Annotated in this window: 28 protein-coding genes and 1 pseudogene; 13 read left to right on the top strand and 16 right to left on the bottom strand. The window is 61.0% G+C overall.

Annotation, left to right across the window (positions count from 1 at the left end; translation table 11 throughout):
- Window positions 1-98 precede the first annotated feature (98 nt).
- Window positions 99-1,982 (top strand): annotated as a pseudogene (locus tag ATI02_RS19535) (TonB-dependent receptor domain-containing protein).
- A 111-nt stretch (window positions 1,983-2,093) separates the two neighbouring features.
- Here the strand turns inward: ATI02_RS19535 and ATI02_RS19530 are convergent.
- From ATI02_RS19530 to nrdR, 12 genes are all read right to left on the bottom strand, one after another.
- Window positions 2,094-2,894: a cobalamin-binding protein gene (locus tag ATI02_RS19530; protein ID WP_100847091.1), complete on the bottom strand. Its 801-nt coding sequence runs from the start codon at window positions 2,892-2,894 to the stop codon at window positions 2,094-2,096.
- Window positions 2,894-3,313, bottom strand: a complete 420-nt coding sequence (locus tag ATI02_RS19525) for an MFS transporter (protein WP_100847090.1) — start codon at window positions 3,311-3,313, stop codon at window positions 2,894-2,896. Before ATI02_RS19525 ends, ATI02_RS19530 begins: the two co-directional genes overlap by 1 nt.
- On the bottom strand, window positions 3,310-3,927 hold the full coding sequence (gene ribA / locus ATI02_RS19520; RefSeq protein ID WP_095188498.1) for a GTP cyclohydrolase II: 618 nt from the start codon (window positions 3,925-3,927) through the stop codon (window positions 3,310-3,312). Before ribA ends, ATI02_RS19525 begins: the two co-directional genes overlap by 4 nt.
- Before the next feature lie 239 nt (window positions 3,928-4,166).
- Window positions 4,167-4,904: a substrate-binding periplasmic protein gene (locus ATI02_RS19515; RefSeq protein ID WP_095188499.1), complete on the bottom strand. Its 738-nt coding sequence runs from the start codon at window positions 4,902-4,904 to the stop codon at window positions 4,167-4,169.
- Between the two features lie 37 nt (window positions 4,905-4,941).
- A complete protein-coding gene (locus ATI02_RS19510) occupies window positions 4,942-5,445 on the bottom strand; it encodes a phosphatidylglycerophosphatase A family protein (RefSeq protein ID WP_011336134.1) in 504 nt (167 codons plus the stop codon).
- The gene (gene thiL, locus ATI02_RS19505) at window positions 5,442-6,407 is read right to left on the bottom strand and encodes a thiamine-phosphate kinase (protein ID WP_095188500.1); all 966 of its coding nucleotides are present in this window, start codon (window positions 6,405-6,407) and stop codon (window positions 5,442-5,444) included. The genes ATI02_RS19510 and thiL overlap by 4 nt, the downstream gene beginning before the upstream one ends.
- Window positions 6,408-6,425: 18 nt before the next feature.
- Window positions 6,426-6,926, bottom strand: a complete 501-nt coding sequence (gene nusB, locus ATI02_RS19500; RefSeq protein WP_095188501.1) for a transcription antitermination factor NusB — start codon at window positions 6,924-6,926, stop codon at window positions 6,426-6,428.
- Window positions 6,923-7,399 (bottom strand): 6,7-dimethyl-8-ribityllumazine synthase, encoded by a 477-nt coding sequence (gene ribH, locus ATI02_RS19495; RefSeq protein WP_003228649.1) that lies wholly within the window; start codon window positions 7,397-7,399, stop codon window positions 6,923-6,925. Before ribH ends, nusB begins: the two co-directional genes overlap by 4 nt.
- Before the next feature lie 91 nt (window positions 7,400-7,490).
- The gene (gene ribBA, locus ATI02_RS19490; RefSeq protein ID WP_095188502.1) at window positions 7,491-8,582 is read right to left on the bottom strand and encodes a bifunctional 3,4-dihydroxy-2-butanone-4-phosphate synthase/GTP cyclohydrolase II; all 1,092 of its coding nucleotides are present in this window, start codon (window positions 8,580-8,582) and stop codon (window positions 7,491-7,493) included.
- 16 nt (window positions 8,583-8,598) lie between these two features.
- A complete protein-coding gene (locus ATI02_RS19485; RefSeq protein WP_095188503.1) occupies window positions 8,599-9,264 on the bottom strand; it encodes a riboflavin synthase in 666 nt (221 codons plus the stop codon).
- A 47-nt stretch (window positions 9,265-9,311) separates the two neighbouring features.
- The gene (gene ribD / locus ATI02_RS19480) at window positions 9,312-10,445 is read right to left on the bottom strand and encodes a bifunctional diaminohydroxyphosphoribosylaminopyrimidine deaminase/5-amino-6-(5-phosphoribosylamino)uracil reductase RibD (protein WP_095188504.1); all 1,134 of its coding nucleotides are present in this window, start codon (window positions 10,443-10,445) and stop codon (window positions 9,312-9,314) included.
- Complete coding sequence (nrdR, locus tag ATI02_RS19475; RefSeq protein ID WP_007910946.1) at window positions 10,442-10,906, bottom strand: transcriptional regulator NrdR; 465 nt, start codon at window positions 10,904-10,906, stop codon at window positions 10,442-10,444. The genes ribD and nrdR overlap by 4 nt, the downstream gene beginning before the upstream one ends.
- A 128-nt stretch (window positions 10,907-11,034) precedes the next feature.
- Here nrdR and ATI02_RS19470 point away from each other — a divergent pair, with 128 nt between their 5' ends.
- The 3 genes from ATI02_RS19470 (at window position 11,035) to trxA (ending at window position 13,205) form a co-directional block, all read left to right on the top strand.
- Window positions 11,035-11,499: a YbaY family lipoprotein gene (locus ATI02_RS19470; protein WP_095188545.1), complete on the top strand. Its 465-nt coding sequence runs from the start codon at window positions 11,035-11,037 to the stop codon at window positions 11,497-11,499.
- A complete protein-coding gene (locus tag ATI02_RS19465) occupies window positions 11,496-12,149 on the top strand; it encodes a class I SAM-dependent methyltransferase (RefSeq protein ID WP_095188505.1) in 654 nt (217 codons plus the stop codon). Before ATI02_RS19470 ends, ATI02_RS19465 begins: the two co-directional genes overlap by 4 nt.
- A 183-nt stretch (window positions 12,150-12,332) precedes the next feature.
- Window positions 12,333-13,205 carry a thioredoxin gene (gene trxA, locus ATI02_RS19460; RefSeq protein ID WP_100847089.1) on the top strand — a complete coding sequence of 291 codons (873 nt, stop codon included), beginning with the start codon at window positions 12,333-12,335 and terminating at the stop codon, window positions 13,203-13,205.
- 95 nt (window positions 13,206-13,300) lie between these two features.
- On the opposite strand, the gene ATI02_RS19455 is transcribed toward trxA, so the two are convergent.
- On the bottom strand, window positions 13,301-13,657 hold the full coding sequence (locus tag ATI02_RS19455; RefSeq protein WP_100847088.1) for a hypothetical protein: 357 nt from the start codon (window positions 13,655-13,657) through the stop codon (window positions 13,301-13,303).
- A gap of 135 nt (window positions 13,658-13,792) precedes the next feature.
- Between ATI02_RS19455 and ATI02_RS19450 the strand changes: the two genes are divergently transcribed.
- The 5 genes from ATI02_RS19450 to ATI02_RS19430 all read left to right on the top strand — a co-directional run bounded on the left by ATI02_RS19450 (window position 13,793) and on the right by ATI02_RS19430 (window position 17,956).
- The gene (locus ATI02_RS19450; protein ID WP_095188508.1) at window positions 13,793-14,386 is read left to right on the top strand and encodes a DUF2796 domain-containing protein; all 594 of its coding nucleotides are present in this window, start codon (window positions 13,793-13,795) and stop codon (window positions 14,384-14,386) included.
- A gap of 141 nt (window positions 14,387-14,527) precedes the next feature.
- Window positions 14,528-15,238, top strand: a complete 711-nt coding sequence (locus ATI02_RS19445) for an ABC transporter ATP-binding protein (RefSeq protein WP_100847087.1) — start codon at window positions 14,528-14,530, stop codon at window positions 15,236-15,238.
- A gap of 1 nt (window position 15,239) precedes the next feature.
- Entirely contained in the window at window positions 15,240-16,505 is a 1,266-nt protein-coding gene (locus ATI02_RS19440; protein WP_100847086.1) for an ABC transporter permease, read from the top strand.
- Between the two features lie 11 nt (window positions 16,506-16,516).
- Window positions 16,517-17,035: a DUF3299 domain-containing protein gene (locus ATI02_RS19435; RefSeq protein ID WP_095188511.1), complete on the top strand. Its 519-nt coding sequence runs from the start codon at window positions 16,517-16,519 to the stop codon at window positions 17,033-17,035.
- 222 nt (window positions 17,036-17,257) lie between these two features.
- On the top strand, window positions 17,258-17,956 hold the full coding sequence (locus ATI02_RS19430) for an OmpW/AlkL family protein (RefSeq protein WP_095188512.1): 699 nt from the start codon (window positions 17,258-17,260) through the stop codon (window positions 17,954-17,956).
- Window positions 17,957-18,134: 178 nt separating this feature from the next.
- Here the strand turns inward: ATI02_RS19430 and ATI02_RS19425 are convergent, their stop codons facing one another.
- The 3 genes from ATI02_RS19425 to ATI02_RS19415 form a co-directional block, all read right to left on the bottom strand.
- Entirely contained in the window at window positions 18,135-19,064 is a 930-nt protein-coding gene (locus ATI02_RS19425) for a UDP-N-acetylglucosamine epimerase PgnE (protein ID WP_100847085.1), read from the bottom strand.
- A complete protein-coding gene (locus ATI02_RS19420; RefSeq protein ID WP_100847084.1) occupies window positions 19,057-19,941 on the bottom strand; it encodes a sugar nucleotide-binding protein in 885 nt (294 codons plus the stop codon). The genes ATI02_RS19425 and ATI02_RS19420 overlap by 8 nt, the downstream gene beginning before the upstream one ends.
- A 197-nt stretch (window positions 19,942-20,138) precedes the next feature.
- On the bottom strand, window positions 20,139-22,247 hold the full coding sequence (locus ATI02_RS19415) for a mechanosensitive ion channel family protein (RefSeq protein ID WP_100847083.1): 2,109 nt from the start codon (window positions 22,245-22,247) through the stop codon (window positions 20,139-20,141).
- 361 nt (window positions 22,248-22,608) lie between these two features.
- Here ATI02_RS19415 and ATI02_RS19405 point away from each other — a divergent pair, with 361 nt between their 5' ends.
- From ATI02_RS19405 to ATI02_RS19390, 4 genes are read left to right on the top strand one after another with little or no spacing between them, the layout of a single operon-like run.
- The gene (locus ATI02_RS19405) at window positions 22,609-23,535 is read left to right on the top strand and encodes a DUF72 domain-containing protein (protein WP_100847081.1); all 927 of its coding nucleotides are present in this window, start codon (window positions 22,609-22,611) and stop codon (window positions 23,533-23,535) included.
- On the top strand, window positions 23,532-24,329 hold the full coding sequence (locus tag ATI02_RS19400) for an endonuclease/exonuclease/phosphatase family protein (protein ID WP_100847080.1): 798 nt from the start codon (window positions 23,532-23,534) through the stop codon (window positions 24,327-24,329). The genes ATI02_RS19405 and ATI02_RS19400 overlap by 4 nt, the downstream gene beginning before the upstream one ends.
- A complete protein-coding gene (gene clsB / locus ATI02_RS19395; protein ID WP_100847079.1) occupies window positions 24,326-25,600 on the top strand; it encodes a cardiolipin synthase ClsB in 1,275 nt (424 codons plus the stop codon). Before ATI02_RS19400 ends, clsB begins: the two co-directional genes overlap by 4 nt.
- A complete protein-coding gene (locus ATI02_RS19390) occupies window positions 25,597-26,583 on the top strand; it encodes a lysylphosphatidylglycerol synthase domain-containing protein (RefSeq protein WP_095188519.1) in 987 nt (328 codons plus the stop codon). Before clsB ends, ATI02_RS19390 begins: the two co-directional genes overlap by 4 nt.
- Window positions 26,584-26,655: the final 72 nt, after the last annotated feature.

The raw sequence follows: 26,655 nt of genomic DNA, 5'->3' as shown, positions 1-26,655 counted from the left end.
AGCGGAATGTCAGTCAATTCATTGCTGACTGATACACCGCATTCGCGAGCAGGCTCGCTCCCACATTTGATTTGTGTACACCTGAAAGTGGACTGTCCATGAAACTCTCACGCCTCGCCCTGCCCTTCCTTCTGCTGCCAACCACCAGCGCCCTCGCCGACACCTTCGAACGCGATCAAGCGCTGAAACTGCCGGACACGCTCATCAGCGCCAACCGCCAGGTCGAAGCACGCAACGACAGCAGTGCCGCCAACACCGTGTTCACCCGCGAAGACATCGACCGCCTGCAACCGAGCGACGTGCCGGACCTGCTGCGTCGTGTTCCGGGCGTACAAGTGGCGCAGGCCGGTGGGCGCGGCAGTCTGCCGGGGATCTACATTCGCGGCACGCAGTCGGCGCAAAGCCTGGTACTGGTCGACGGCCAGCGCATCGGCAGCTCGACTTCCGGCGACAGTAATCTGCAGCACCTCAACATCGAGCAGATCGAGCGCGTAGAAGTGCTGCGCGGCTCGCGCTCGGTGATTTACGGCAGCGATGCGATTGGCGGGGTGATTCAGATCTTCACCCGTCGGGGCAGTGAACAGGGATTACAGCCGCGCCTGCACGTCGGCTTCGGCAGCCATCAGACCTGGGCACGCAGCCTTGGCCTGTCCGGCGGGGACGAGAAAACCCGCTTCAACCTTGGCGCCAGCCTTGATGAAACCGCCGGCCTCGACCGCACCCACGAGTCGTATCCGAGCGATGGCGATCACGATGCCTACCGCAACAAGTCGGTCAGCCTAAGCCTCAGCCATGCGCTGACCGATGACATCGAAGTCGGCGCCAACCTGCTGGATAACCGCGGCAAGAGTGAATTCGACAATCCGTTCGGCCGCTTCGACATGAACACTTTCGAATCGGTGCAGCAGCAGCCCTACAGCGATTTCAACGTCAGCAGCGTCAGCAGCTACGTCGATGCCCGGGTCAACGAGACTTGGAAAACCCGGGTCGAATTCGGCCACAGCGAGAACCGCGAGAAGACCCTCGACAAGCTCAGCGATGAACGCACGGTGTTCAACACCTATCGCGACTCGGTCAACTGACAGAACGACCTGACCCTGGACGCGCGCAACAGCCTGATCCTCGGCGGTGACTGGTACGAAGACCGGGTCAACAGCAGCACCGCGTTCGATGAAGACAGTCGCTGGAACCGCGCCGCGTTCATCCAGCATCGTTATCAGGCTGACAGTTTCTCCACGGAGCTGGGCCTGCGCCACGACGACAACCAGCAGTTCGGCAGCCAGAACACCTGGAGCGGTACGTTCACCCTGCCGCTGAACCGGGACAATGACTTGCTGCTGAGCTACAGCGAAGGTTTCCGCGCGCCGACCTTCAACGACCTCTACTACCCGGATTTCAGTAACCCGAATCTCAAACCAGAAACCTCGAAAAGCTATGAACTGCAATGGCGCAGCCAGTTGAGTGACAGCACTCGCCTGGAAGCTTCGCTGTATCGGACGAATCTGCAAGACGCGATCATCTTCGGCAGCAACTCCCGGCCGGAAAATGTGGCATCGGCGCGGATCAATGGTTTTGAAGCGGCATTGAAGCAGGAACTGTTCGGCTGGCAGAGCAATCTTGGCGTGGCGATCATCGATCCGCGTGATCGCGATACCGGGCACACCCTGGCACGTCGCGCACGACGTACGCTGAGCTGGGACCTGGATCGCCAGTTTGATCGAGTAAGCCTCGGCGCCAGTTGGCAGGCGGTCAGCAGCAGTTATGACGACCTGAAAAATGAGCAGTCGCTGGGTGGTTATGCACTGTTCGGCTTGCGCAGCAGTTGGGCGTTGAACCGCGAGATCAAGCTGGATCTGAAGGTCGACAACCTCTTGGACAAGGGTTACAGCCGCGCGAATTACAGCTACGACGGCAGCCAGTACGGCTATCGCGAGGAAGGTCGGGCGTGGATGTTTGGTGTCACCTGGACTCCCCAGCTTTGATCTGAGCTTTGCAGTGCTTTGGCTGCCCTCTTCGCGAGCAGGCTCGCTCCCACATTTGGAATGCGATCCCCCTGTGGGAGCGAGCCTGCTCGCGAAGAAGTCACCCCGATTTCAGCGGTCAGGCGCGATCAATTGGCAGAGTGTGGCGGTGGCGCTGATCATTTGGCCACTTGGGCGTTCAAGGCCTTTGTCGGTGACCAACAGTAATTTTTCCTGCTTCACCGCCGCCACCTGCGGCCACGCTTTCCACGCATCAAGCTGCGCCTGATCACCCGCGAGAATCACCTCGGGATCACGCTGCAGCACCGCTTCGATGCTCACCTGCGGCGCGGGCAGACTCAGGCCGTCAAACACATTGCGCGCACCGCACACCTGCAGCGCATCACTGATGATTTGCCCGCCACCGACGGTGTACAGCGGCTTGTCCCAGACCTGATAGAACACTTTCAGCGGCACGTCCCGGCGATAGCGCTGGCGTAGCTCGTTGAGCCTTTTGCGCAGATCCGCTGCCAATTTCACCCCTCGCTCGGGGCGTCCCAATTGACTTGCAATGGATTCGATCTGCGCAGAAAGCTGTTCCAGACTGTGCGGTTCGGCGACATACGTCGGGATGTTCAAGTGCTTGAGCTGATCACGCTGCGCCGGCCCGACACTGCCGGGCCAAAGCAACAACAGATCAGGCTTGAGGCTGAGCAAACGCTCCATGTCGAGCTGGCCATAGCGACCGACTGAGGGAACACGCGCAATCGCAGCGGGCCGCTCGCCGGCATCCAGCACACCAACCAGCAGGTCGGCCGAATCCAGCTCAACGACGATTTCAGAAAGAGAGGGCGCGAGGCTGACCACGCGCAGAGCGGCCAGCGTCGACCCGCTGATGGCCAGCAGCAGAACCGCCAGCCAGAGACGGCGCATCAGCCGAGTTGACGCGGGATACGGTAGAGGTAGAACAGCACAGCGGTGGACAGCGCCAGCAGGATCAGCGGCACGGCTTCCAGGCCAACGAACACCGCCAATGCGCCGATCCATGCTGGCAACGCCGCTGCGAGAAATGCCGTGCGGCGGCGAGCAGCGAGGGCAATCCAGGCTGCCGGTTCATCCGCGGTATCGAGGGCTTTTTGTGTGGCGATCAGCGCATGTTTGTAGCGGCCGAAAAACTTCAGGCTGACAAACATCGACGCCACACCGGCGATAAAGAAAGGCATGGCCAATACCGGCAGGATTGCCTCGCTCTGGCCGAACACGGCGTTGAGCACGAACAGCGGCACCAGCGCCAGCGCCAGGTATTTCCACCAGTCGACGCTGAGGCGACGGCGCACCTGACCGCGCGTCACGCCCGATCTACCTCGCCCTGATGCTCATTGCCCATCATGTGGTCGAGCTTGCTGGCCTTGGTCGCCAGGTAGAGTTTGTTGTGCGGATTGTGGCCGGTGTGCAACGGCACGCGCTCGGCGACGACGATGCCCATGTCGGTCAAGGCTTTGACCTTGCGCGGGTTGTTGGTCATCAGACGCAGGGATTTCACGCCCAGATGTTCAAGCATCGGCAGGCACATGGCGTAGTCGCGCTGGTCGGCGGCAAAGCCCAGACGTTCGTTGGCTTCAACGGTGTCGGCGCCGCCGTCCTGCAATTCGTAGGCACGGATCTTGTTCAGCAGACCGATGCCGCGACCTTCCTGACGCAGGTAAAGCAACACGCCGCGACCTTCGCGAGCGATGGCTTTGAGCGCGCCTTCAAGTTGCGAACCGCAGTCGCAACGCTGGCTGAACAAGGCGTCACCCGTGAGGCATTCGGAGTGCAACCGGCCGAGTACCGGGGCTCCGTCGGCAAAATCACCCAGACTCAGCACAACGTGCTCGCGGCCGGTGGCTTCATCGAGAAAACCGTGCATGGTGAATTGCGCAAAAGGCGTTGGCAGCTTGGAAGCGGCGACAAAAACGACAGGCACCGGTGTGCTCCTGATCTAAAAAAGTCTGAAGATTCGCAGGGCGGCATTGTAACAGCAGGTTCCTGCAGACGCTTAGGCTGAATTATCGGGCATAACGATCAAAAAGTTTGATGACTCCCGGACAACATGGACCGCTGTAGGAGCTGTCGAGTGAAACGAGGCTGCGATCTTTTGATCCTGATTTTTAAGATCAAGAACAAAAGATCGCAGCGTGCCGCAGCTCCTACAGGGGTTTCGCGTCAGGGCGAACTAAATGGATACGGCTGCTTCCACTTCTCGAATATCGGCTTCAGCTCGCCGCTCTTCACCAACTGCTCCATGCGTTGGTCAAACAGCGCCATCAACGTGCGCGCTTGTGGCGTGTTGGCGAAACACAGGTACAGCGGCAATTCAGCGATATGCGTGGTGCGGAACTGCAAAGGATCTCTGGCCCGGCTGAGCACATAGTCGATCTCAGTCAGCGCGTCGATGTAATAGTCGGCGCGATTGTGGGTCAGCATCGACAAAATCCCGGTACGCCGGATGACTTTGTTATAGCTGCGCACATTGGGCAGATAATTCTGATAGTCGTAGCCACGCACCCACGCCAGTCGATAGCTGCCCAGGGTTTGCGGGGTCGGCGCCGGGGTGCTGGCGAGGCCCAGCGCGTAGACGTGGTCAGTGTCGAAATTCCAGCGCGGATAAAGCAGGTCGCTGAATTCTTGATGATAAGAGCCGACACAGGCATCGACCTCACCGCGCAGGGCCAGCCCCACTGAACGGGTGTAAGGCTCGGTGCGAATATCCAGTTTCACCCCGGCCGGCTCAAACACCTTGCGCAAGACGTCCCAACCCAGGCCATGACCGTCGGCGGCGGTGTAATCTTCCCAGACTTCGCTGGCCAAGTGGATGACCGAGGGCGCCGGCACTGATTCCTGCGCACTGGCCACAGTGCCGAGCAGGGTAAAAACCAACAGCGCCAGCCAGCGTCGTGCCATCCCTAGTCTCCTCCTTTGACGCCTGTATCCCGCAAGGTCAGGCGAAAACCCACACCAGCCCCTGCATCGCCAGCCAGGCGAACACACCGGCCAGCACATCGTCGAGCATGATGCCGACGCCGCCGTGGACGTGCCGGTCGATCCAGCGAATCGGCCACGGTTTGAGAATGTCGAAGAAGCGGAATACCAGAAAACCCGCGAGCAACCAGTACCAGCCTTCAGGCACCAGCCACAGGGTGATCCACATCCCGACCATTTCGTCCCAGACGATGCCTTCGTGGTCGTGCACACGCAGATCGTCGGCGACCTTGCCGCACAGCCAGAAGCCGAACAGCATGGTGATCCCGAGCATCAGCCAGTAACCCCAGTCGGGCAGCATCTGCCACAACGGGATAAAGGGTAGCGCAACTAACGAGCCCCACGTGCCCGGCGCCTTGGGCAAGGTGCCCGAACCGAAGCCGAACGCGAGGAAATGCCAGGGATTGCGCCAGACCGACGGCGGAACGAATTCGGCCGGAACCTGTTTCGGGTGATCTGTCACGGTGACTCCTGAAAATGTTGATAGCCCCGGATTTGCGGGGTGATGTCGTGACCTTCGCGATCCAGCAGGACCACGCCCTGCCCCTCTGCCACGCGTCCGATCACATGGACCGGCCAACCTGCAGCCAGCAGCGCCGGCAACTCGACGGACGGTAGCGTGAAGGCCAGCACGTAGTCATCGCCACCGCTCAACGCCGCACGTTCGGCGCCACGCTGGCCGAGAAACGCCACTAGAGCATCCGACAACGGTACGCGCTCGCGTTCAATCTCAAGCCGCACCTTCGACGCCAGGGCGATGTGGCCACAATCGGCAAGCAAACCGTCGGAGATATCCAGCGCTGACGTGGCCTTGCCGCGCAACGCCTGACCGAGGGCCAGTTGCGGCTGTGGCGACCAGTAATGATCAAGCAGCAGCTGGGCAATGTCCGGCGGCGCATCGCGCTGACCCAATACCAGCGGCAACGCGCCGGCGGCACTGCCCAGTTCGCCGCCGACACACAGCAAGTCGCCCGGCTGCGCGCCGCTACGGGTAAGGGCCTGGCCGGCCGGAACACGACCGAATACGGTGACGGTCAGGCTCAACGGCCCACGCGTGGTGTCACCGCCCACCAACGCCACGCCGCAGCTCTGCGCCATGCGATTCAAACCACGGGCATAGGCTTGCAGCCAATCGGCGGTCACCGTCGGCACAGTCAGGGCAAGGGTAAAGGCAACGGGTGTGGCGCCCATGGCGGCCAGATCGCTGACCGCGACGGCCAGCGAGCGCTGACCGAGCAGAAACGGATCGCAGGGGTCGGCGAAATGCACACCGGCCACCAGCGTATCGGTGGAAATCGCCAACTGCTCCCCGGGGGGAACCGCCAGCAAGGCGCAGTCGTCGCCGATCCCCAGTGCAACGCCCTCGCCGCCCTGCGCACAAGGCGCGGCGGCGAAGAAATTGCGGATCAGCTCAAACTCGCCCATTGGGAACTCAAGCGCAGATCAGCGCTTGTGTTCCTTCACTTCGGCTTCACGCAGGCGCGGGGCCAGCTTGTCGAGCACGCCGTTGACGAACTTGTGGCCGTCGGTCGAACCGTAGACTTTCGCCAGTTCGATCCCTTCGTTGATTACCACACGGTATGGCACGTCGACACGTTTGAGCAGCTCCCATGCGGACAGGCGCAGCACGCACAGTTCAACCGGGTCGAGCTCTTCGATGGTCAGATCCAGGCACGGCGCCAACGCGGCGTCGATCTCGGTCAGGCTGGCTGGAACACCGTGCAGGATGTCGTGGAAGTAGCTGGCATCGGCAAAGGTAAAATCGTTATCGACGCGGAACTGCGCTTCGATTTCGTTCAGCGAGGTACTGGCCATATGACGCTGATACAGTGCTTGAGTCGCCAACTGACGGGCAGCCCGGCGCTTCTCGCTTTTCGAAGGCTTGCCGGCGTCCGCTGGACGTGGCTCGCGCGGGTTGAAACGATCGCTTTCGTCGCTAATCACTTGGCCTCCAACTGCGCCAGCAGGCTGACCATTTCCAGAGCGGACAGGGCAGCTTCGGCACCTTTGTTACCGGCCTTGGTGCCGGAACGTTCGATGGCTTGCTCGATGGAATCAACGGTCAGCACGCCGAAAGCGACCGGCACGCCGAACTCCATGGACACCTGGGCCAGGCCTTTGGTGCACTCGCCCGCCACGTATTCGAAGTGCGGAGTGCCGCCACGAATGACCGCGCCGAGGGCGATGATGGCTGCGAACTCGCCTTTCTGGGCGACTTTCTGCGCAACCAGCGGGATTTCGAAGGCGCCAGGTGCGCGGATGATGGTGATGTCGCTTTCGCTCACGCCGTGGCGAACCAGGGCATCAACTGCACCGCTGACCAGGCTTTCAACAACGAAGCTGTTGAAACGGCCTACTACCAAAGCGTAGCGGCCTTTAGGGGCGATGAAGGTACCTTCGATGGTCTTCAGGGTCATTCGTCAGATCTCTTAAAGAGCCGGGACGCGTCTGCTACGCATCCCTCAGTGATTTATTTGCCGCGAAATCAGGGCCGGAAACAACCGGTCATTATTCGGAGGGCACGTATTCTACAACTTCCAGATCGAAACCGGATATCGCATTAAATTTCATTGGCGCCGACATCAAGCGCATTTTGCGCACACCGAGGTCACGCAGGATCTGCGAACCGGCACCGACGATGCTGTAAGTGGTCGGTTTTTTCACCACAGCCTGATCGGCGGTTTCGCGGATGTGCGCCAGCAACACGTCGCCATCGAGCGGGTGACCGAGCAACAGCACTACACCGCTGCCAGCCTCGGCAACCGCGGCCATGGCGGCGCGCAGGCTCCAGCGGCCCGGTTGTTTGACCATCAACAGGTCGCGCAACGGGTCCATGTTGTGCACGCGAACCAGGGTTGGCTCTTCGGCGCAAACGGTGCCCAGCGTCAGGGCCATGTGCACGTCGCCTTCCACGGAATCACGATAGGTCACCAGGTTGAATTGGCCCAGTTCGCTGTCCAGTGGCTGTTCGGCAATCCGCTGAACGGTACGTTCGTGGATCATCCGGTAGTGAATCAGGTCGGCAATGGTGCCGATCTTGATGTTGTGTTCGGCAGCGAACGCTTCCAGTTCGGTGCGACGGGACATGGTGCCGTCGTCGTTCATCACTTCGCAGATCACGCCGCTCGGCTCGAAGCCGGCCATGCGCGCCAGGTCGCAAGCAGCTTCGGTGTGGCCGGCGCGCGCCAGAGTGCCGCCGGCCTGCGCCATCAGCGGAAAGATGTGGCCCGGGCTGACGATGTCTTCAGCCTTGGCGTCTTTGGCGGCAGCCGCTTGTACGGTACGGGCACGGTCGGCTGCGGAGATACCGGTGGTGACGCCTTCGGCGGCTTCGATCGACACGGTGAACTTGGTGCCGAAACCGGAACCGTTGCGTGGCGCCATCAGTGGCAGCTTCAGCAGCTCGCAGCGCTCGCGGCTCATCGGCATGCAGATCAGGCCACGGGCGTGCTTGGCCATGAAGTTGATGTGTTCGGCCTTGCAGCACTCGGCGGCCATGATCAGGTCGCCTTCGTTCTCACGGTCTTCGTCATCCATGAGGATGACCATCTTGCCTTGGCGGATGTCTTCAACCAGTTCTTCGATGCTATTGAGCGCCACAAGGCACCCCCTTCAGTCAGGATTTGAGGTAGCCGTTTTGGGCCAGAAAGCTTTCGGTAATGGTGCTGCCGGCAGTCGGCTCTGCGGCCTTGTCGCCCAACAGCAGACGCTCCAGATAACGCGCCAGCAAGTCGACTTCCAGGTTCACCCGGCGACCAGGCTTATAAGAAGCCATGATGGTTTCGCTCAGGGTGTGCGGAATGATGGTCAGCATGAATTCGGCGCCATCGACCGCGTTCACGGTCAGGCTGGTGCCGTCGACGGTGACCGAGCCTTTATGGGCGATGTACTTGGCCAGTTCTTTCGGCGCGCGGATGCGAAATTCCACGGCGCGGGCATTGTCGCTGCGCGAAACCACTTCACCGACACCGTCGACGTGACCGCTGACCAGATGCCCGCCGAGACGGGTGGTCGGGGTCAGGGCTTTTTCCAGATTGACCGGGCTGCCGCTTTTCAGGTCGTTCATGGCTGTGCAGTCGAGGGTTTCGCGGCTGACGTCGGCAGCAAAACCGTCGCCCGGCAGCTCAACGGCCGTCAGGCAGACGCCATTGACTGCGATGCTGTCGCCGAGTTTGACGTCGCTCAGGTCGAGCTTGCCGGTTGCAACATGCACCCGTACATCGCCGCCCTTTGGGGTCAGTGCACGGATGCTGCCGATGGATTCGATGATGCCGGTAAACATGGGGTTCTCCTTGAGAACGAAGCCAGCGCTAACGCGATGGCCGGGAATTATACGCTCGCCGAAAGGACAGGGATGGCAGTGACTCGCCAGTCATCGCCAACTGCACGGATATCAGTGATTTTCAGCTCAGGGGCGTCCTTCATAGAGGCCAGCGGCCAGTCGAGCAGCGGACGCGCCGTGGAGCCGAGGAACTTGCCGGCGATGAAAATCACGAACTCATCGACCAGACCGAGCTGGGCAAAAGCACCGGCCAGACGCGGGCCGGCCTCGACCAGCACTTCGTTGACGCCACGGTTGGCCAGTTCGATCAGCAACTGATGCAGATCGACCTGGCCGTCATCACCCGGCACGATCAGGCATTCGGGGCCGTTGGCGTATTGCTCTTCGACCGCCACACACGTGGCGACCAACGCCGGGCCGGCCTTGAAAAACGGCGCATCCAGCGGCACCCGCAGGCGCCCGTCGACCAGTACGCGCAGCGGCGGACGGCTCATGGCCAATGCGCTTTGCCCGGCATCCAGCCCCAGCTCTTCAGCACGCACGGTCAGGCGCGCGCCATCGGCCAGCACTGTGTCGGCACCGGTCAGCACCACTGCCGCCTGGGCGCGCAAACGCTGTACCGCCGAACGTGCGGCCGGGCCGGTGATCCACTGGCTCTCACCGCTCTCCATCGCCGTACGGCCGTCGAGACTCATGGCCAACTTGACCCGCACGAACGGCAAGCCGTGTTCCATGCGTTTCAGAAAACCTTGATTGAGCTTGCGCGCTTCAGCTTCCAGCACGCCGCTTTCGGTCGCGATGCCGGCATCGGCCAGACGCTGCAAGCCACGGCCCGCCACTTGCGGATTCGGATCACGCATCGCCGCGACCACCCGGCCGACGCCGGCATTCACCAGCGCCTCGGCGCACGGCGGCGTACGGCCATGGTGGCTGCAAGGTTCGAGAGTCACGTAAGCAGTGGCGCCCCGGGCCAGTTCACCGGCAGCGCGCAAGGCATGGACTTCGGCGTGGGGTTCGCCAGCGCGTTCGTGCCAGCCTTCGCCGACGATCTGCCCGTCGCGCACCACCACGCAGCCAACCCGGGGATTAGGATGCGTGGTGTAGTGACCTTTGCGCGCCAGTTCCAGCGCGCGTGCCATGAAACGGGCGTCGAGGATGGCCTGCTCGGCGGCGCTGGTCATTCTTTCACCGGTTCGCGGGCGAGGCGGTCGATCTCTTCGCGGAATTCGTTGAGGTCCTGGAAGCGTTTGTAGACCGAAGCGAACCGGATGTAGGCGACTTCATCAAGCTTTTGCAGCTCGGCCATCACCAGTTCGCCGACCACGAGGGATTTGACCTCGCGCTCGCCGGTGGCGCGCAGCTTGTGCTTGATGTGAACCAGAGAGGATTCGAGGCGCTCGACGCTTACCGGACGTTTCTCCAGGGCGCGTTGCATGCCCGCGCGGAGCTTTTCTTCGTCGAACGGCTGGCGGCTGCCATCGGTTTTGATCAGGCGCGGCAACACCAGTTCGGCCGTCTCGAACGTCGTGAAACGTTCGCCGCAGGCCAGGCATTCACGCCGGCGGCGCACCTGTTCGCCCTCGGCGACCAGACGCGAGTCGATGACCTTGGTGTCGTTGGCACCGCAGAAGGGACAGTGCATGGTGGCTGGCAACAAAAAAAGGGAGGGCCATGGTAGCGCATCCCGGTGGCAAGACAAGCCATAGGGTTTGCGGTATACAGACTGGCATGATCGTTTGATCCATGGATTTCATTTTGCCGGAGCTGCCAATGCCGATACGTCCGCTCGTTTTGCTCAGTCTTTTCAGCCTGCTGGTGGCTTGTGGCAGCGATGCACCCAAGCCTCAGCCGCCGACCCCAGGCCCCGCACCACAACAGGCGCAGAAAAAAGCCAGAGAGGCCGCCGACCTCGGCCCGCTGCCAGCCTATCAACGTGAGCTGAGCGGCACCCTGCAAGGCGTGCCGGCCGGCGCCGAAGTCGAACTGGCACTGCTGGTGATCGATGCAAAGGATCGCCCGCAGCAATTGCTCGCCAGTTCCAGCCTGATCGGCAACAACCAGATTCTGCCGTTCCACGTGCGCTTCAACCCCGAGGCCTTCCCGGCCGGGGCGCGGGTTGAATTGCGCGGTCGCGCCAGTCAGTCCGGCCAGTTGATCCTGCATCTGCCGTCACAAACCATTACCCAGCCGACCACTCAGGCATTGGGCCAACTGCAATTCGTCAAAGCACCATGAATGCACCGCTCGACCTGCAACAGGCGTTGGGTGAACTGCTCGGCGACGCCAGACTGAAAGCCTGTGCGTTGCCGGACACCGATTTGCAGTTGTGGCTGATCGACGGCGACAACATGGCGCGCGAATTCAGCCAGGAAGAAACCCAACGGATTCTGCACGAGCCGCCGTACTGGAGTTTTTGCTGGGCCAGCGGCTTGGCAGTGGCGCGTTATCTGGCGGAGTTTCCCGAATGGGTACGCGGCAAGCGCGTGCTGGACTTCGGCGCCGGCTCCGGCATCGCCGCGATTGCGGCGGTGAAGGCCGGGGCGCTGGAAGTGGTGGCCTGCGATCTCGATCCGTTGGCGATTGCCGCGTGCCGGGCGAATGCCGAACTCAATGATGTGCAGATGAGTTATTCGACGGATTTCTTCGCCGAAGCGGATCGTTTTGATCTGATTCTGGTGGCGGATGTGTTGTATGACCGGGCGAACCTGCCGTTGCTTGATGCGTTTCTCAGCCGGGGCCGTGAAGCGCTGGTGGCCGATTCGCGGGTCAGGGATTTTCGCCATCCGTTGTATGAGCGCATTGAGATGCTGGAGGCGATGACCTTGCCGGATCTGGCAGAGCCGGAAGAGTTCAGACATGTCAGCCTTTACCATGCGCGGCGCTAGCTAAAAGCTTCGCGAGCAGGCTCGCTCCCACAGGGGTTTTATGAACGACAGAGATCCAATGTGGGAGCGAGCCTGCTCGCGAAGGCGTCCTCCCCGGCGACACACCTCTAAAACCCGCCCCGCTTCCGGCCACCCCCCGCCAAGCCGTATAGTTGCCCCATCCACGCTTCTACGAGATCCCCCATGAGTGAGCCAACGCCGTACATCTTCGACGCCACGACTGCCGATTTCGACCAGTCGGTGATCGAGGCTTCCTTTAACAAACCCGTGCTGGTGGATTTCTGGGCCGAGTGGTGCGCGCCGTGCAAGGCGTTGATGCCGATGCTGCAAGGCATTGCCGAGAGCTATCAGGGCGAGTTGCTGCTGGCCAAGGTCAACTGCGACATCGAGCAGGACATCGTCGCCCGCTTCGGCATTCGTAGCCTGCCGACCGTGGTGCTGTTCAAGGATGGGCAACCGGTCGACGGTTTTGCCGGCGCGCAACCGGAATCCGCCGTACGTGCCTTGCTCGAACCGCATGTGCAGATGCCACCGCCAACTGCTGCCGATCCGTTCGAACAGGCTCAGGCCTTGTTCGACGACGGTCGTTACGCCGATGCCGAAGCCGCGCTGGTGGTCATGCTCAATGAAGACAACACCAACGCTAAAGCCTTGATCCTTTACGCTCGTTGCCTGACCGAACGCGGCGAACTGGACGAAGCGCAAACCGTGCTCGACGCGGTCAAGAGCGATGAGCACAAAGCCGCGCTCGCCGGAGCCAAGGCGCAGATCAAGTTTCTCGGACTGGCGCGGGACCTGCCGGACGCTGCTGATCTGAAAGCACGCTTGGCGAAAGATCCGCAGGACGATGAAGCGGTGTATCAACTGGCGATCCAGCAACTGGCGCGTCAACAGTACGAGGCGGCGCTGGAGGCGCTGCTCAAGCTGTTCATCCGCAACCGCAGCTATGGCGAAGGTTTGCCGCACAAGACTTTGCTGCAGGTGTTTGAGCTGTTGGGCAACGATCACCCTTTGGTGGGTGTTTACCGTCGCAAGATGTTCGCTGCGCTTTATTAAGATCAAAAGATCGCAGCCTGCGGCAGCTCCTACATGGGGTTCATGCGTTAACCCTGTAGGAGCTGCCGCAGGCTGCGATCTCTTGCTTTGGCGCTCTATTCGATCCAGCTGTAAAGCGGCGTATCCCCGCCGCTCACCACTTTTACGTCCGAACTGTGGCGCAGTCGTACCAGCAGGCGCTTGCCTGACACCGCGCTGCCGGTCAGGCCTTCCAGTTGCTCGAGCAGATCAGGCCCGCTGAGTTGCCCGGCCTTGCGCAGCAAATCCCTGGCAACCTGCCACAACGCATCGTCCTGATTCTGCGGTTTCGCCGCCGGAGCCGCAGCGGTCGCCGCTTGCACAATCGCTGGCTGCCCACCAAGGGCCGAGCCCAGCTTCGCCCAATCGCTGTCATCCAGCTCCACCGTCAAATCCACCGGCACGTCACCGACGGTTCCGCGTATCCGCAACATTGAGTTCACTCCTGCACCTATCTGACCTGCATGCTCCCATGGGACTTGTGCAACGCCAAGCAGCCGGGCAAACTCTGCACACTTTCGTTATAAGATTACATAACAAACTATTCACTTTACTTCCCGGAGACCGCCATGCGTCGTCTGTTGCTCGCTTTGCCGTTTGCCCTGTTGCCGCTGGCCATCGCCCATGCTGCCGATGAGCATGACCACGATCATGAACACGGCAGCCTCGGCGCGCATGAACATGGCGTCGGTCGTTTGAACGCCGCGCTGGATGGCCAGACTCTGGAACTGGAGCTGGAAAGCCCGGCGATGAACCTCGTCGGTTTCGAACACGCGGCCACCAGCGATGCCGATAAAGCCAAGGTCGCAGCAGCCCGCACAAAACTGGAAAACCCTCTGGCCCTGTTCAACCTGCCAGCCGCCGCCGGTTGCAAAGTGGTCAGTCAGGAGCTGGAGAGCCCGTTGTTCGGTGACAAGCCGGATGCCGATGATCACGACGACGATGAAGCGGACAAGGACGGCCACGCGCATCACCACGATCACAGCGAAATCCACGCGCACTATCAGTTCAAGTGCGCAGCTCCGGGCGCACTGAAGACGCTGGATCTGGCGAACATTTTCAACACCTTTCCGGCGACACAGAAAATTCAGGTACAACTGATCAGCGCCAGCGGCCAGCAAGGCACCGAAGTGACGGCCAAGGCTGCTGCGCTGAAGTTCTGATCACACCGAAAAATCCCCTGTGGGAGCGGGCTTGCTCGCGAATACGGTGAATCAGACAAATCTATGTTGACTGACACACCGTATTCGCGAGCAAGCCCGCTCCCACAGGGGTTAAGTGTTCATTTCCATGAAATCGGCGCCATGACCCAAGCACTCATCGAACTGTCCGACCTGGGCTTCAGTTGGCCCGGCCACCCGCCGCTGCTGGATATCCCGGCGTTTCGCCTGGAAGCGGGTGAAACCCTGTTTCTCAAAGGCCCCAGCGGCAGCGGCAAGACCACCCTCCTGGGCCTGCTCGGCGGTGTGCAGAAACCTGATCGCGGCAGCATCCGCCTGCTCGGCCAGGAACTGACCGCACTGTCTGCTGGCGCCCGCGATACTTTCCGCGTCGATCACACCGGCTACATCTTCCAGCAGTTCAACCTGCTGCCTTTTCTCTCGGTACGCGAGAACGTCGAACTGCCCTGCTACTTCTCCAAATTGCGTGCCGAACGGGCGAAGCAGCGTCACGGCAGCGTCGATCAAGCCGCCGCCACCCTGCTCGCCCATCTGGGTTTGAAGGACGAAAGCCTCCTCAGTCGCCGCGCCGATTCGCTGTCGATCGGCCAGCAACAAAGGGTCGCCGCTGCCCGTGCCTTGATCGGCCAACCGGAGCTGGTGATCGCTGACGAGCCAACTTCTGCGTTGGATTACGACGCCCGGGAAAACTTCATCCGCCTCTTGTTCGCCGAATGCCGCGAGGCCGGTTCAAGCCTGCTGTTCGTCAGCCACGACCAGAGCCTGGCGCCGCTGTTCGACCGTCACCTGTCCCTGGCCGAACTCAATCGCGCCGCCACGTCTGCCGAGGTCTGAGATGTATCTGTTTCGTCTGGCCATGGCCAGCCTGGCCAACCGCCGCTTCACCGCGTTGCTTACCGCATTCGCCATCGCCCTGTCGGTCTGCTTGCTGCTCGCCGTCGAACGGGTGCGCACCGAGGCTAAAGCCAGTTTCGCCAGCACCATCAGCGGCACCGACCTGATTGTCGGCGCCCGTTCCGGTTCGGTGAACCTCTTGCTGTACTCGGTATTCCGTATCGGCAACGCCACCAACAATATCCGTTGGGACAGCTTCGAACACTTCGCCAATAACCCGAAAGTGAAGTGGGCGATCCCGATGTCCCTCGGCGATTCCCATCGCGGTTATCGGGTGATGGGCACCACCGAAGCCTACTTCGAGCATTACCAGTATGGTCGTCAGCAACACTTGGCCTTGGCCGACGGTCGTGCCTTTGCCACCGATCCGTTCGAAGTGGTGCTCGGCGCCGAAGTCGCCGAAGCGCTGCATTACAAGCTCGGCGACAAACTTGTGTTAGCTCACGGTGTGGCGGCAATCAGTCTGGTCAAGCACGACGACAAACCGTTCACCGTGGTCGGCATTCTCAAGCGCACGGGCACCCCGGTGGATCGCACGTTGCACATCAGCCTCGGCGGTATGGAGGCAATTCACATCGACTGGCACAACGGCGTGCCGGCTCGGGACAACGGCCGCATCACGGCCGATCAGGCGCGCAACATGGACCTGACGCCGCAAGCCATCACCGCGTTCATGCTTGGCCTCAACAGCAAGATTTCCACTTTCGCGCTGCAACGCGAGATCAACGAATTCCGCGGCGAACCGATGCTGGCGATCCTGCCGGGCGTGGCGTTGCAGGAGTTGTGGAGCCTGATGAGCACCGCTGAAAAAGCGCTGTTCGTGGTCTCGTTGTTTGTGGTGTTGACCGGGTTGATCGGCATGCTCACGGCGATTCTCACCAGCCTCAACGAGCGGCGCCGCGAGATGGCGATTCTGCGTTCGGTCGGTGCGCGGCCATGGCACATTGCGAGTCTGCTGGTGCTGGAAGCGTTTGCTTTGGCGCTGACCGGCGTCATCGCAGGTCTGGCGTTGCTGTACATCGGCATCGCCGCCGCGCAGGGCTACGTGCAGGCCAATTACGGTTTGTTCCTGCCGCTGGCATGGCCGAGCGAGTATGAATGGACGCTGCTCGGTGGCATTCTGGCGGCCGCGCTGCTGATGGGCAGCGTGCCGGCCTGGCGCGCGTATCGCCAATCCTTGGCCGATGGCCTGTCGATCCGTTTATGAGGATGTTCCCCATGCCCCGCGCCTTGCTTGCGCTGCTGTTGCTGGTTGCCCTGCCCGTGTGGGCGGCAGCGCCGAAAGATTTGACCTGGTCGGAAATGATCCCGCCGGACGCCGCGCCGGAAGTGCCGAACATGACCCCGCTGCACGATCTGTCGAAGATGAGCGATGCGCTGTCGGCCGAATCCGCGCCAGCCGCGAAACAGGACATGCCGAATGCACCGGTGGTCAAGGGCCTCGACGGTCAGAACATCCGTCTGCCGGGTTACATCGTGCCGCTGGAAGTCAATGAAGAAGGACGCACCACGGACTTTTTGCTGGTGCCGTATTTCGGCGCCTGCATCCATGTGCCGCCGCCGCCGTCGAACCAGATCGTGCATGTGAAAAGCGAGTTGGGCGTGAAGCTTGATGAGCTGTATCAGCCGTATTGGGTCGAGGGGCCGTTGCAGGTCAAAGCGTCGAGCAGCGAACTGGCGGATGCCGGGTATCAAATGGATGCCGACAAGATTTATGTGTATGAGCTGCCGGAGTGAATCCGGCAGTTTTGTGTTGATTGATCCATCGTCTTCGCGAGCAGGCTCGCTCCCACAGGTGATCACCTTCCAGGGTGGGAGCGAGCCTGCTCGCGAAGAGGCCGGCAAAGGCTCCACAAAAACCCGCTCCTTCACTGTTTCATTGAGCTGAGTCAAAAGACCGTATCAGTTGGCTTCGTACCATAGGACATCAGAAACTTTTAACGTCCTTTCGGAGCCCCCATGAACAAGTCCTTGCTCAGCGCCTCGCTGGTTGCCCTCGCGCTCGCAGCCCCGCTCGCCCACGCTCACGATGCCGGTGACATCCTGATCCGTGCCGGTGCAATCACCGTCAACCCGAAGGCTGACAGCTCCAACGTCAAGGTCGATCAGGGCCCGTTGAGCGGCACCAATCTGGGCGGCAAGGCGACCATGAGCAGCGACACTCAACTGGGCCTGAACTTCGCCTACATGCTCACTGACCACGTCGGCATCGAGTTGCTGGCCGCCACCCCGTTTGAACATGACGTGAAGATCAAAGGCACTGCCCTGCCAGCGGCCAATGGCAAGCTCGGTACGCTGAAACACCTGCCACCGACCCTCAGCGTCGTCTACTACCCGCTGGATTCGAAGTCGCCGTTCCAACCGTATGTCGGTGGCGGTATCAACTACACCTGGATCTACGACGAACACGTCGGCAGTGAGGCGCAGTCCAACGGCTTCAGCAACTTCAAGGCGAAAAACTCTTGGGGTCTGGCCTGGCAGGTCGGTGCGGATTACATGCTGACCGACAACATCATGCTCAACGCCCAGGTACGCTACATCGACATCGATACTCGCGCGACTGTTGAGAACAACGCCGTGGCGCCGGGTACTCGGGCACGGGTGAACGTGGATGTTGATCCGTTCATCTACATGGTGGGTTTGGGCTATAAGTTCTAAGCCGATTTAGCGAACGTTCACGTGGTGGTGAATGAGGCTTGGTGGTGAGCAGCTTGAACTGACGGCAACTGCTTTGCGGTTGACCGGGGCAAACGCCCCTCGCCACAGGAACAGCGACATATTCCGGCCGTGAAAAAGGCGCCTGTCAAAAGGCGCCTTTTTCATGTCTGCGGTAATGCTATTTTCCGAGCAACCGAGCCAGCCCAACGCTCATCGGCGTCTGCTCTGGCAGCGTGAACCGCTCCAGCAAACGAGCGTTGTTCGCCCGCGAGTGGCGGATGTCGCCGGAGCGTGCCGAACCGTAGCTGACGGGAGGCAACTCGCCAACGACCTTTTGCAGTTCTGCGAGCATCTGCTTGAGGCTCATCGCCTGATTCCAGCCGACGTTCACTGCGCCGGTTTCGACAACAGGCTTTTCGATCGCCTGCACCAACAAGTCAACCAGATCCTCGACATAGAGGAAGTCGCGCGTCTGCTCGCCATCGCCGAACACGGTGATCGGCAGGCCTTTCTGCGCGCGTTCGCTGAAGATGCTGATCACCCCGGAATACGGTGAGGACGGATCCTGACGCGGGCCGAAGATGTTGAAGAAGCGGAAAATCGCCGGTTCCAGACCATGCTGGCGGCGGTAGAAGTCGAAGTAATGCTCGCCGGCCAGTTTGTCCGAAGCATAAGGCGTCAGCGGAGCCTTTGGCGTGTCTTCGTCAATCGACTCGCCCTCGCCGTTGTTGCCGTACACCGCCGCACTGGAGGCGTACAACACACGTTTAACCCCCCACAGACGCATGGCTTCGCAGACATTTAGCGTACCGATGAAGTTGCTCTGGTGAGTCTTCACCGGATCATCCACTGACGCCTGTACCGAGGCCACGGCCGCCAGATGCGCGACAGCGCTGCAACCTTGCATCGCCTTGGAGACCAGAGTCGCATCGGCGACATCGCCGACAATCAGTTCAACCCGAGGATTGTCCAGCGGCAGGTTGCTGCGCTTGCCGGTCGACAGATCATCCAGAATGCGTACCGAGTGGCCCTTGGCGAGCAAGGCATCGGTGAGGTGCGAGCCAATGAAACCGGCGCCACCGGTGATTAATACAGGGCCTTCAGCCATGACGATAAAACCTATCCAGTAAGCCCGGGAGTGCGGCACGCCAGGCGCGCGGCTTGATCCCGAAAGTGTGCAGAATTTTCTTGCAGGCGAGCACCGCGTGTTGCGGTTCCTCGGCAGCGTCCGGCCGCGCGGCGTGAGCCTGGGCGGTCGGTGCTTCGATGGCCAGTGCGTGCAGGCTGCGGGCCTCGGTCAGAATCGCCTGGCCCAGCGCCAGCGGTGTGGTCGCTTCGTGGCCGGCGTAGTGATAGGTACCCCACAGCGGCGCCGCGCAGTCGAGTTGCTTGAGCACCGAAATAATCACCCGTGCGGCGTCGTCGACCGGAGTCGGATTGCCACGGCGATCATCGGCCATGAGCAACTCTTCCGGTTGTTCGGCGCGGGCGAGGAAACGTCCCAGGGTGCCATCGGGGCTGTCGTCGAGCAGCCAGCCGAAACGCAGCAACACGTGCTGCGGGCAGGTGGCGCGAACACTTTGTTCGATCCGCCACAGTGCCTGACCGCGCAGACCCAAGGGCACCGGTTCGTCTTTTTCGCTGTAGGCGGTGGCACGCGAGCCGTCGAACACCCGATAACTGGATGGCTGCACGAGGACGATGTTGTGGTGTTGGCACAGTTCGGCCAGACGCTCAATGGCGCGTTCCTGCCCGGCCATGCGGCTTTCGCTGACAGTCTCGGCCTGGAACCAGTCGAAATAGTAGGCGAGGTTGATCAACGCATCGGGACGGGTGTCGTCGAGCAGTTGCGTCAGGCTCGCGGCATCCCAGCCGTCTTCGGGCGGGCGGGGGGCGAGGAAACCGATGTCTTCTTCCGCACCGAGGCGAATCAGCGCCTGCCCAAGGGCATTTCCGCCGCCCAGTAACATAAGGCGCATTCGCATAGAGTCAGCAGGCCCAGTCTGATAGGAACGATGGCTTTGGCGACGGGACTTGTGGTGCCGTCGTCGATCATTGCCGGAATCGTTGCATTTTGCGGGTTTAGTGCGCAACCGTCACCCGTAAAGTGTCGATGGCCGGGATTTGTAGTGTTGCAACGGGCCTGTTCGCGAAGTGGCCGGCGGCGCCACCCGATAAATCGCTATTGAATCGGCGATTGCTGCGGCAACACCACTGAGGGATGCTCCGGCGTCACATCATCTGCCGGCTGACGCTTGGGCAACAAAACCTGCTGTGGATAAGTCTGCGCAAAATGCACCCACGGACTGTTATCCACAAGCTTCTTCAGACGCTGGTTGAACGCCCGGCTCACCGCATATTGCCCACCTGACACCGTGCGGAACTGCGCCGTCAGCACCACGCCGTTGAGATCCATCCTGTCCACCCCAAACACATCCAGCGGCCCTTGCAGGTTGTACTTGAGGAACGGGTCTTCACGGATCGAATCGCCGGTCTCGCGGATCAACTCGATGGCTTTTTCCACATCGGTGTCATAAGTGAACTGCACCGAGAAGAACGCAAAGGCAAATTGCCGTGATTGATTGGTCACCGCCTTGATCTGGCCGAACGGCACCGAGTGCACAAAACCCTTGCCGTCACGCAGGCGCAGGGTGCGGATGGTCAGCCCTTCCACCGTGCCGGCATGCCCGGAATCGAGCACCACCCAATCGCCAATCGACAGGGTGTCTTCGATGATGATGAACAAACCGGTGATCACGTCCTGAACCAACTGCTGCGAACCGAAACCGATGGCCAGACCGACCACACCGGCACCGGCCAGTAACGGCGCCACGTTGATCCCCAGATTGGCCATGGTGGTGATCGCGCAGATCACCACCAAGATGATTTTGATCGCGTTGCGCAGCAGCGGCAGGATGGTTTTCACCCGGGTGCTGGGCTGGCGCGCCGCACGTTTGCTGACCGGAGGTTTCAGCGCTTCCTGAATCGCCGTGTCGAGCACCACCCACAGCAGCCACGTCACCAGGAAGATCAGACCGATGCTGCTCAGGGCATTGCTGATCGCCCGGCCAACCGTGCTGCTCTGGGCGAAATCGAGCAGCGACACGCCCCAGATCCGACCGAGGATATCGATGAAAGCAATCGCGATGACGATCCGCAGCAAGGCGTGCAACAGGCTGAGAAACCGCTCTTTGTAGGCACTGCTGCGCTGAAGCGCTGCGGCTTTACGCGACTTGAACAAGTGCTGGAGGATGGTGCTGAGAAACACCGTGCCAATCAGCAGAACAGTAGTGAACAGCGCGCAACGCAGGGCTTTTTGATTGTCTTCGCCAATGCCGATCAGACTCACCGCCGACACCAGCACCATCAGCACGATAGGCCAGTACCACAACCCGGAAAAAATCCGCAGTGACTCCTGCAATGACGGCTGTTTCAGGCGCTGGGCCAGCGGTCGATTACGGATCAGATGCGCCACCGGGCGGCGCAGACGAATCACCAGCAAGCCAAAGATGACTGAGGCAATCAGCCCGGTGAACACCGCGACACTGCTGGTGATATTGCCGCCCAGTTGCCGGGCGATCTGCGGGCTGGTCAGTGCATCGCTGAGGGCGGCGAGAAAGCCGATCAGAAACAGCGGACGCGGGCAGTAATCGCGAATGATCCGCGCGGCCGGGCGTTTGTGGCCGACGTTGAACATCACCACCACGCACAGCAGCATCGACGTGGAAAAGATGCCGCTGCTGGTCGCGTAGGCAAAACACAGCGCCAGCGCGCGACCGACGGAGGCCTGCAAGAAGTGGCTGACGTACAACGTCAGCGGTAGACAGATCAGTGCCGGTACGGTGTAGGGCAGCAGGTAGCCGAGCAGATCCTGACTGCGCTGGCGCGTGCGAAACCAGCGACTTTCGCGCAGACGTTTGGCCGACAGGCTGCCGAGCACGGTCAGCAATGCAAAGGTGCCAAGCCACACACCTGACAGCATCAGGAAGTCTCCACCGACGCTCCAGCCTGAGCGGTTCGACGGCTGGTTGACCAGTTTGTAGACTTCGTCGGCCGCGCGGTCGGCACGCAGGCGCCAGGCGTCGACCAGGTGTTCGTTGAGGTCGAGCTTGTCTTGAACGTCGTCAATGCTCGAACTGATGGCGCCGAGCAATCCGCCCTGGACAATCGGTTCGGGTTTGGCCGCCTCCTCTGTGGCGGCAGGAAGACCCGGCAGCGCGGCGGCGTCGATTTCACTGGCACCGAGAAACAACAATGCTCCTAGCAGAGTAGCGATCCTGAACCTGGACAAAACTCCGATCTCCCGTGGCTGAACCTGTAAGGAACTGATCGATATTTGGGCGGCAAGTTCACGAGCCCCTCACCCTGGCCCTCTCCCTGACGAATAGGAACTTCGCGGAGACGGGCCAGAGCCAGCGCAAATCTCATGGTGGATTACAAATCCCTGTGGGAGCGGGCTTGCTCGCGAAGGCGTGGTGTCATTCAGCATATCCTTGGGCTGACCCACCGCCTTCGCGAGCCAGCCCGCCCCCACATTGGGATTCACGCTGCTCTCGAAAATGTACCGTCGGTAATACCGTCGAAACTTTCCCGAACCGCCCGCAGTCATCAACAGACAGAGGCTGTACGAGGACTTTCGACGGGAGGGCGGCATGGCGACGATTCACATCGGTATTTCCGGCTGGCGCTACGAGCCGTGGCGCGGGGATTTCTACCCAAAGGGACTGGCCCAGAAACGCGAATTGCAATTCGCATCACGGGCGGTCAACAGCATCGAGATCAATGGATCGTTCTACGCCCTGCAACGGCCGGAGCGCTACGCCCAGTGGTACGCCGAAACACCCGACGACTTCGTCTTCAGCGTCAAGGCACCACGGTTCATCACCCACATCCGTCGCCTGCGCGAGATCGAAAAACCGCTGGCGAACTTCTTCGCCTCCGGCATTCTTGAACTGAAGGAAAAGCTTGGGCCGATCCTTTGGCAGTTCCCGCCGAACTTCAAATTCGACGCCGAACGCTTCGAACACTTCCTCGCCCTGCTACCCCACGACACTGAAGCCGCCGCCACCCTCGCCCACCAGCACGATGGTCACTTGCACGGCCACGCCAGCATGAAAGCCTGGCGCAAAAAGCCGCTGCGCCACGCCGTAGAAATTCGCCATGAAAGCTTTATCGACGCCGACTTCGTGCGGATGTTGAAACGCCACAACACAGCACTGGTGATCGCCGACACCGCCGGTAAATGGCCGTATCGCGAAGACCTCACCAGTGACTTCGTCTATCTGCGCCTGCACGGCGCCGAAGAACTTTATGCCAGCGGCTATACCGCGCCAGCGCTCAAACGCTGGGCCGATCGCATCGATTCCTGGCATCACGGCCAGCAACCGCAAGATGCCCACCTGATCGCCCCGCGCCTGAAACCGCGCGCGCGCAAATCCCGCGAAGTGTTCTGCTATTTCGACAACGACATCAAAGTGCGTGCGCCCTACGACGCACGCAACTTGCTGCATCGATTCGACCTCGATGAAGACCTGACAACCACTCCCGGAGAACCCGCTGGCGAAGGAGTGTTGGCATGAGTATTTCAGAGCCGGTTGGCTTCACCGACGAAGGTTCCGTCGTTGCGCCATCGGTACGCAGTTTCACCGTATTCACGGTCAATACCCACAAGGGCTTCACCGCACTCAACCGGCGTTTCATCCTGCCGGAGTTGCGCGAGGCCGTGCGCAGCGTGGCGGCGGACGTGGTGTTTTTGCAGGAAGTTCACGGCACCCACGAGCATCATCCCAAGCGCTACACCAATTGGCCGACGATGCCGCAGTACGAGTTTCTTGCCGACAGCCTCTGGCCGCAGTTCGCCTACGGGCGCAACGCGGTGTACCCCGAAGGCGATCACGGCAATGCGCTGCTGTCGAAATTCCAGATCATCCGCCACGACAACCTCGACGTATCGATCAGCGGCCACGAAAACCGTGGCTTGTTGCATTGCGTGCTGCGCCTGCCCGGCGACGGCACGGAAGTGCATGCGATCTGCGTGCATTTGGGCCTGCGCGAAAGCCATCGCAACGAACAGCTGAACTTGCTCATGCAACGCTTGGCCGAGCTGCCGGACGACGCTGCGGTGATTGTCGCCGGCGACTTCAACGACTGGCGCCAGCGCGCCGACGCGCTACTAAAGCCCTGCGGCCTGCGTGAAGTGTTCGCCGAGCACCAAGGCAAACCGGCGCGCAGCTTTCCGGCGCGATTACCGACGCTGCGGCTTGACCGCATCTACGTGCGCAACCTCAAGGCCAGCCAGCCGAAAGTCCTGGCCAATCGGCCTTGGTCCCACCTTTCCGACCACGCACCGTTATCGGTGGAGATCGAACTATGAACAGCGCACCGCTGGAGAAATCCGCCGTGGAACCGGTCAGCATCAACCCGCCGGTACGCCAACCCGGCCAGGTCGATGTCGAGTATGTCTGGCAGGGCAACAACCGTATCGAGTTGCTGGAAAACGGCGAGGAATATTTCCCCCGCGTGTTCGCAGCGATGCGTGCGGCCAAGAGTGAAATCCTGCTGGAGACCTTCATCGTTTTCGAAGACAAGGTCGGCAAGGAGTTGCAGGAGATTCTGATCGATGCCGCCCGCCGTGGCGTGCGCACCACCGTCAGCCTCGACGGCTTCGGCTGTGGCGAGCTGACCACCGGTTACCTCGCCGCATTGAGCGAGGCCGGAGTGCATCTGCAGATGTTTGATCCGGCCCCCAAACATTTGGGCATTCGGACCAACTGGTTCCGCCGTTTGCATCGCAAGATTGTGGTGGTAGACGGCCTGATCGCGTTCATTGGCGGGATCAATTTCTCCGGCGACCATCTGGCCGATTTCGGCCCGGAAGCCAAGCAGGATTATTCGGTCGAAATCCAGGGCCCGGCGGTGGCGGACATTCATCATTTCGCCTTGCTGCAAAGCGGCCGCCCCGGACGCGCGAGGTTCTGGTGGCAACGCCGGCGCCAGCGTCGCGCCGAAATGGCGTTCAGCGATCACGACGGCCAGGTGCGCCTGGTGTTTCGTGACAACGACCAGCACAGGAGCGATATCGAAGACGTGTATTTGCAGGTGTTACGCCGCGCCAAGCGTCGCGTGGTGATTGCCAACGCCTACTTTTTTCCCGGCTATCGCTTGCTGCGCGAGATCCGCAACGCGGCACGGCGCGGCGTAGAGGTGCGGCTGATCCTGCAAGGCCAGCCGGACATGCTGGTGGCCAAACTCGCGGCGCGCATGACTTATGACTATTTACTCAAGGCCGGCGTGCAGATTCACGAATATTGCCAACGTCCGCTGCACGGCAAAGTCGCGTTGGTGGATGACGAATGGAGCACCGTCGGCTCGAGCAATCTCGACCCGCTGAGCCTGTCGCTCAACCTGGAAGCCAACGTGCTGATCCGCGATCGCGTGTTCAATCAGGAACTGTTCCGCCGCCTCGAAGACCTCAGCCAGAACCACTGCAAAGCCATGGACGCTGGCAAGTCGCCGCGTGGACGCATCTGGCACATGACCGTGGGTTTTCTGGTGTTCCACTTTCTGCGGCATTTTCCGGCGATGGCCGGTTGGCTGCCAGCGCACAAACCCAGGCTCAAGCCGTTTCGAGGTGATCACTCATGAGCCGCTCCGAAGCCACTGCGTCTGCGCATTCGGCGCCAGCGACTCACTCACGCTGGAGCAAATGGAAGCGTCCGCTGACCGTACTGTTTTTCCTGGCGCTGATCGTGCTGCTGACGATGTTCGCCCGGCGTATCGAATGGGCCGAAGTGCTGCAAACCCTTGCCGATTTCAAGGTGCGTACGCTGATCATCGCCGCCAGCCTGACCCTGCTGAGCTTTCTCACCTATGCCAGTTTCGACCTGATCGGCCGTACCTACATCCGTCAGGACCTGACCTGGAAGCAGATCTTGCCGGTAGGCATCATCAGCTACGCGTTCAACCTCAACCTCAGCGCATGGGTCGGCGGGATCGCCATGCGTTATCGGCTGTACTCACGACTGGGCGTGAGCAAAAGCAACATCGCCAAGATTCTCGGCCTGAGCCTGGCGACCAACTGGTTCGGCTACATGACCATCGCCGGCGTCGTTTTCAGCAGCGGGTTGGTGAGCATGCCGCCGGGCTGGAAAGTCAGCACCACGGCGCTGCAAGGCATCGGTGTGGTGCTGCTGCTGATCAGCGCCGGCTATCTCGCGGCGTGTCAGTTTTCCAAACGTCGCGAATGGTCGATCCGTGGTGTGGAGATCAATCTGCCGTCGCTGCGCATGGCGGTGTTGCAACTGCTGCTGGGCGCGTTGAACTGGTCGTTGATGGCGGCAGTGATCTTCACCCTGCTGCCGGGCAAACTCGACTATCCGTTGGTGCTCGGCGTGTTGCTGATCAGTGCGATTGCCGGAGTCATCACGCATATCCCGGCAGGGCTTGGGGTGCTGGAAGCGGTGTTCGTTGCGCTGCTGCAACATGAGGCGTCGCGGGGCAGCCTGGTGGCGGGGTTGCTGGCGTATCGGGCGATTTATTTTCTGCTGCCGTTGCTGATTACGCTGGTGATGTATTTGTTGGTGGAGGCGAAGGCCAAGTCGTTGCGGATCCAGAAAACACCGTCCTGATTCTGTTTTGCAGTTGCCGGCCTCTTCGCGAGCAGGCTCGCTCCCACATTTGAAATGCGCCCCCTGTGGGAG

It is taken from the genome of Pseudomonas baetica (genome assembly GCF_002813455.1).
GTDB lineage: Bacteria > Pseudomonadota > Gammaproteobacteria > Pseudomonadales > Pseudomonadaceae > Aquipseudomonas > Aquipseudomonas baetica.
The sequence above is the reverse complement of the archived record's forward strand: the minus strand, read 5'-3'. Positions and strand labels throughout refer to the sequence as shown.

Coding starts and splice junctions, on each gene's coding strand:
- ATI02_RS19530 (WP_100847091.1), bottom strand. CDS start 2,894: ATGCGCCGTCTCTGGCTGGCGGTTCTGCTGCTGGCCATCAGCGGGTCG.
- ATI02_RS19515 (WP_095188499.1), bottom strand. CDS start 4,904: ATGGCACGACGCTGGCTGGCGCTGTTGGTTTTTACCCTGCTCGGCACT.
- thiL (WP_095188500.1), bottom strand. CDS start 6,407: ATGGGCGAGTTTGAGCTGATCCGCAATTTCTTCGCCGCCGCGCCTTGT.
- ribH (WP_003228649.1), bottom strand. CDS start 7,399: ATGACCCTGAAGACCATCGAAGGTACCTTCATCGCCCCTAAAGGCCGC.
- ATI02_RS19485 (WP_095188503.1), bottom strand. CDS start 9,264: ATGTTTACCGGCATCATCGAATCCATCGGCAGCATCCGTGCACTGACC.
- ribD (WP_095188504.1), bottom strand. CDS start 10,445: ATGACCAGCGCCGCCGAGCAGGCCATCCTCGACGCCCGTTTCATGGCA.
- nrdR (WP_007910946.1), bottom strand. CDS start 10,906: ATGCACTGTCCCTTCTGCGGTGCCAACGACACCAAGGTCATCGACTCG.
- ATI02_RS19470 (WP_095188545.1), top strand. CDS start 11,035: ATGCCGATACGTCCGCTCGTTTTGCTCAGTCTTTTCAGCCTGCTGGTG.
- ATI02_RS19465 (WP_095188505.1), top strand. CDS start 11,496: ATGAATGCACCGCTCGACCTGCAACAGGCGTTGGGTGAACTGCTCGGC.
- trxA (WP_100847089.1), top strand. CDS start 12,333: ATGAGTGAGCCAACGCCGTACATCTTCGACGCCACGACTGCCGATTTC.
- ATI02_RS19455 (WP_100847088.1), bottom strand. CDS start 13,657: ATGTTGCGGATACGCGGAACCGTCGGTGACGTGCCGGTGGATTTGACG.
- ATI02_RS19450 (WP_095188508.1), top strand. CDS start 13,793: ATGCGTCGTCTGTTGCTCGCTTTGCCGTTTGCCCTGTTGCCGCTGGCC.
- ATI02_RS19445 (WP_100847087.1), top strand. CDS start 14,528: ATGACCCAAGCACTCATCGAACTGTCCGACCTGGGCTTCAGTTGGCCC.
- ATI02_RS19440 (WP_100847086.1), top strand. CDS start 15,240: ATGTATCTGTTTCGTCTGGCCATGGCCAGCCTGGCCAACCGCCGCTTC.
- ATI02_RS19435 (WP_095188511.1), top strand. CDS start 16,517: ATGCCCCGCGCCTTGCTTGCGCTGCTGTTGCTGGTTGCCCTGCCCGTG.
- ATI02_RS19430 (WP_095188512.1), top strand. CDS start 17,258: ATGAACAAGTCCTTGCTCAGCGCCTCGCTGGTTGCCCTCGCGCTCGCA.
- ATI02_RS19425 (WP_100847085.1), bottom strand. CDS start 19,064: ATGGCTGAAGGCCCTGTATTAATCACCGGTGGCGCCGGTTTCATTGGC.
- ATI02_RS19420 (WP_100847084.1), bottom strand. CDS start 19,941: ATGCGAATGCGCCTTATGTTACTGGGCGGCGGAAATGCCCTTGGGCAG.
- ATI02_RS19405 (WP_100847081.1), top strand. CDS start 22,609: ATGGCGACGATTCACATCGGTATTTCCGGCTGGCGCTACGAGCCGTGG.
- ATI02_RS19400 (WP_100847080.1), top strand. CDS start 23,532: ATGAGTATTTCAGAGCCGGTTGGCTTCACCGACGAAGGTTCCGTCGTT.
- clsB (WP_100847079.1), top strand. CDS start 24,326: ATGAACAGCGCACCGCTGGAGAAATCCGCCGTGGAACCGGTCAGCATC.
- ATI02_RS19390 (WP_095188519.1), top strand. CDS start 25,597: ATGAGCCGCTCCGAAGCCACTGCGTCTGCGCATTCGGCGCCAGCGACT.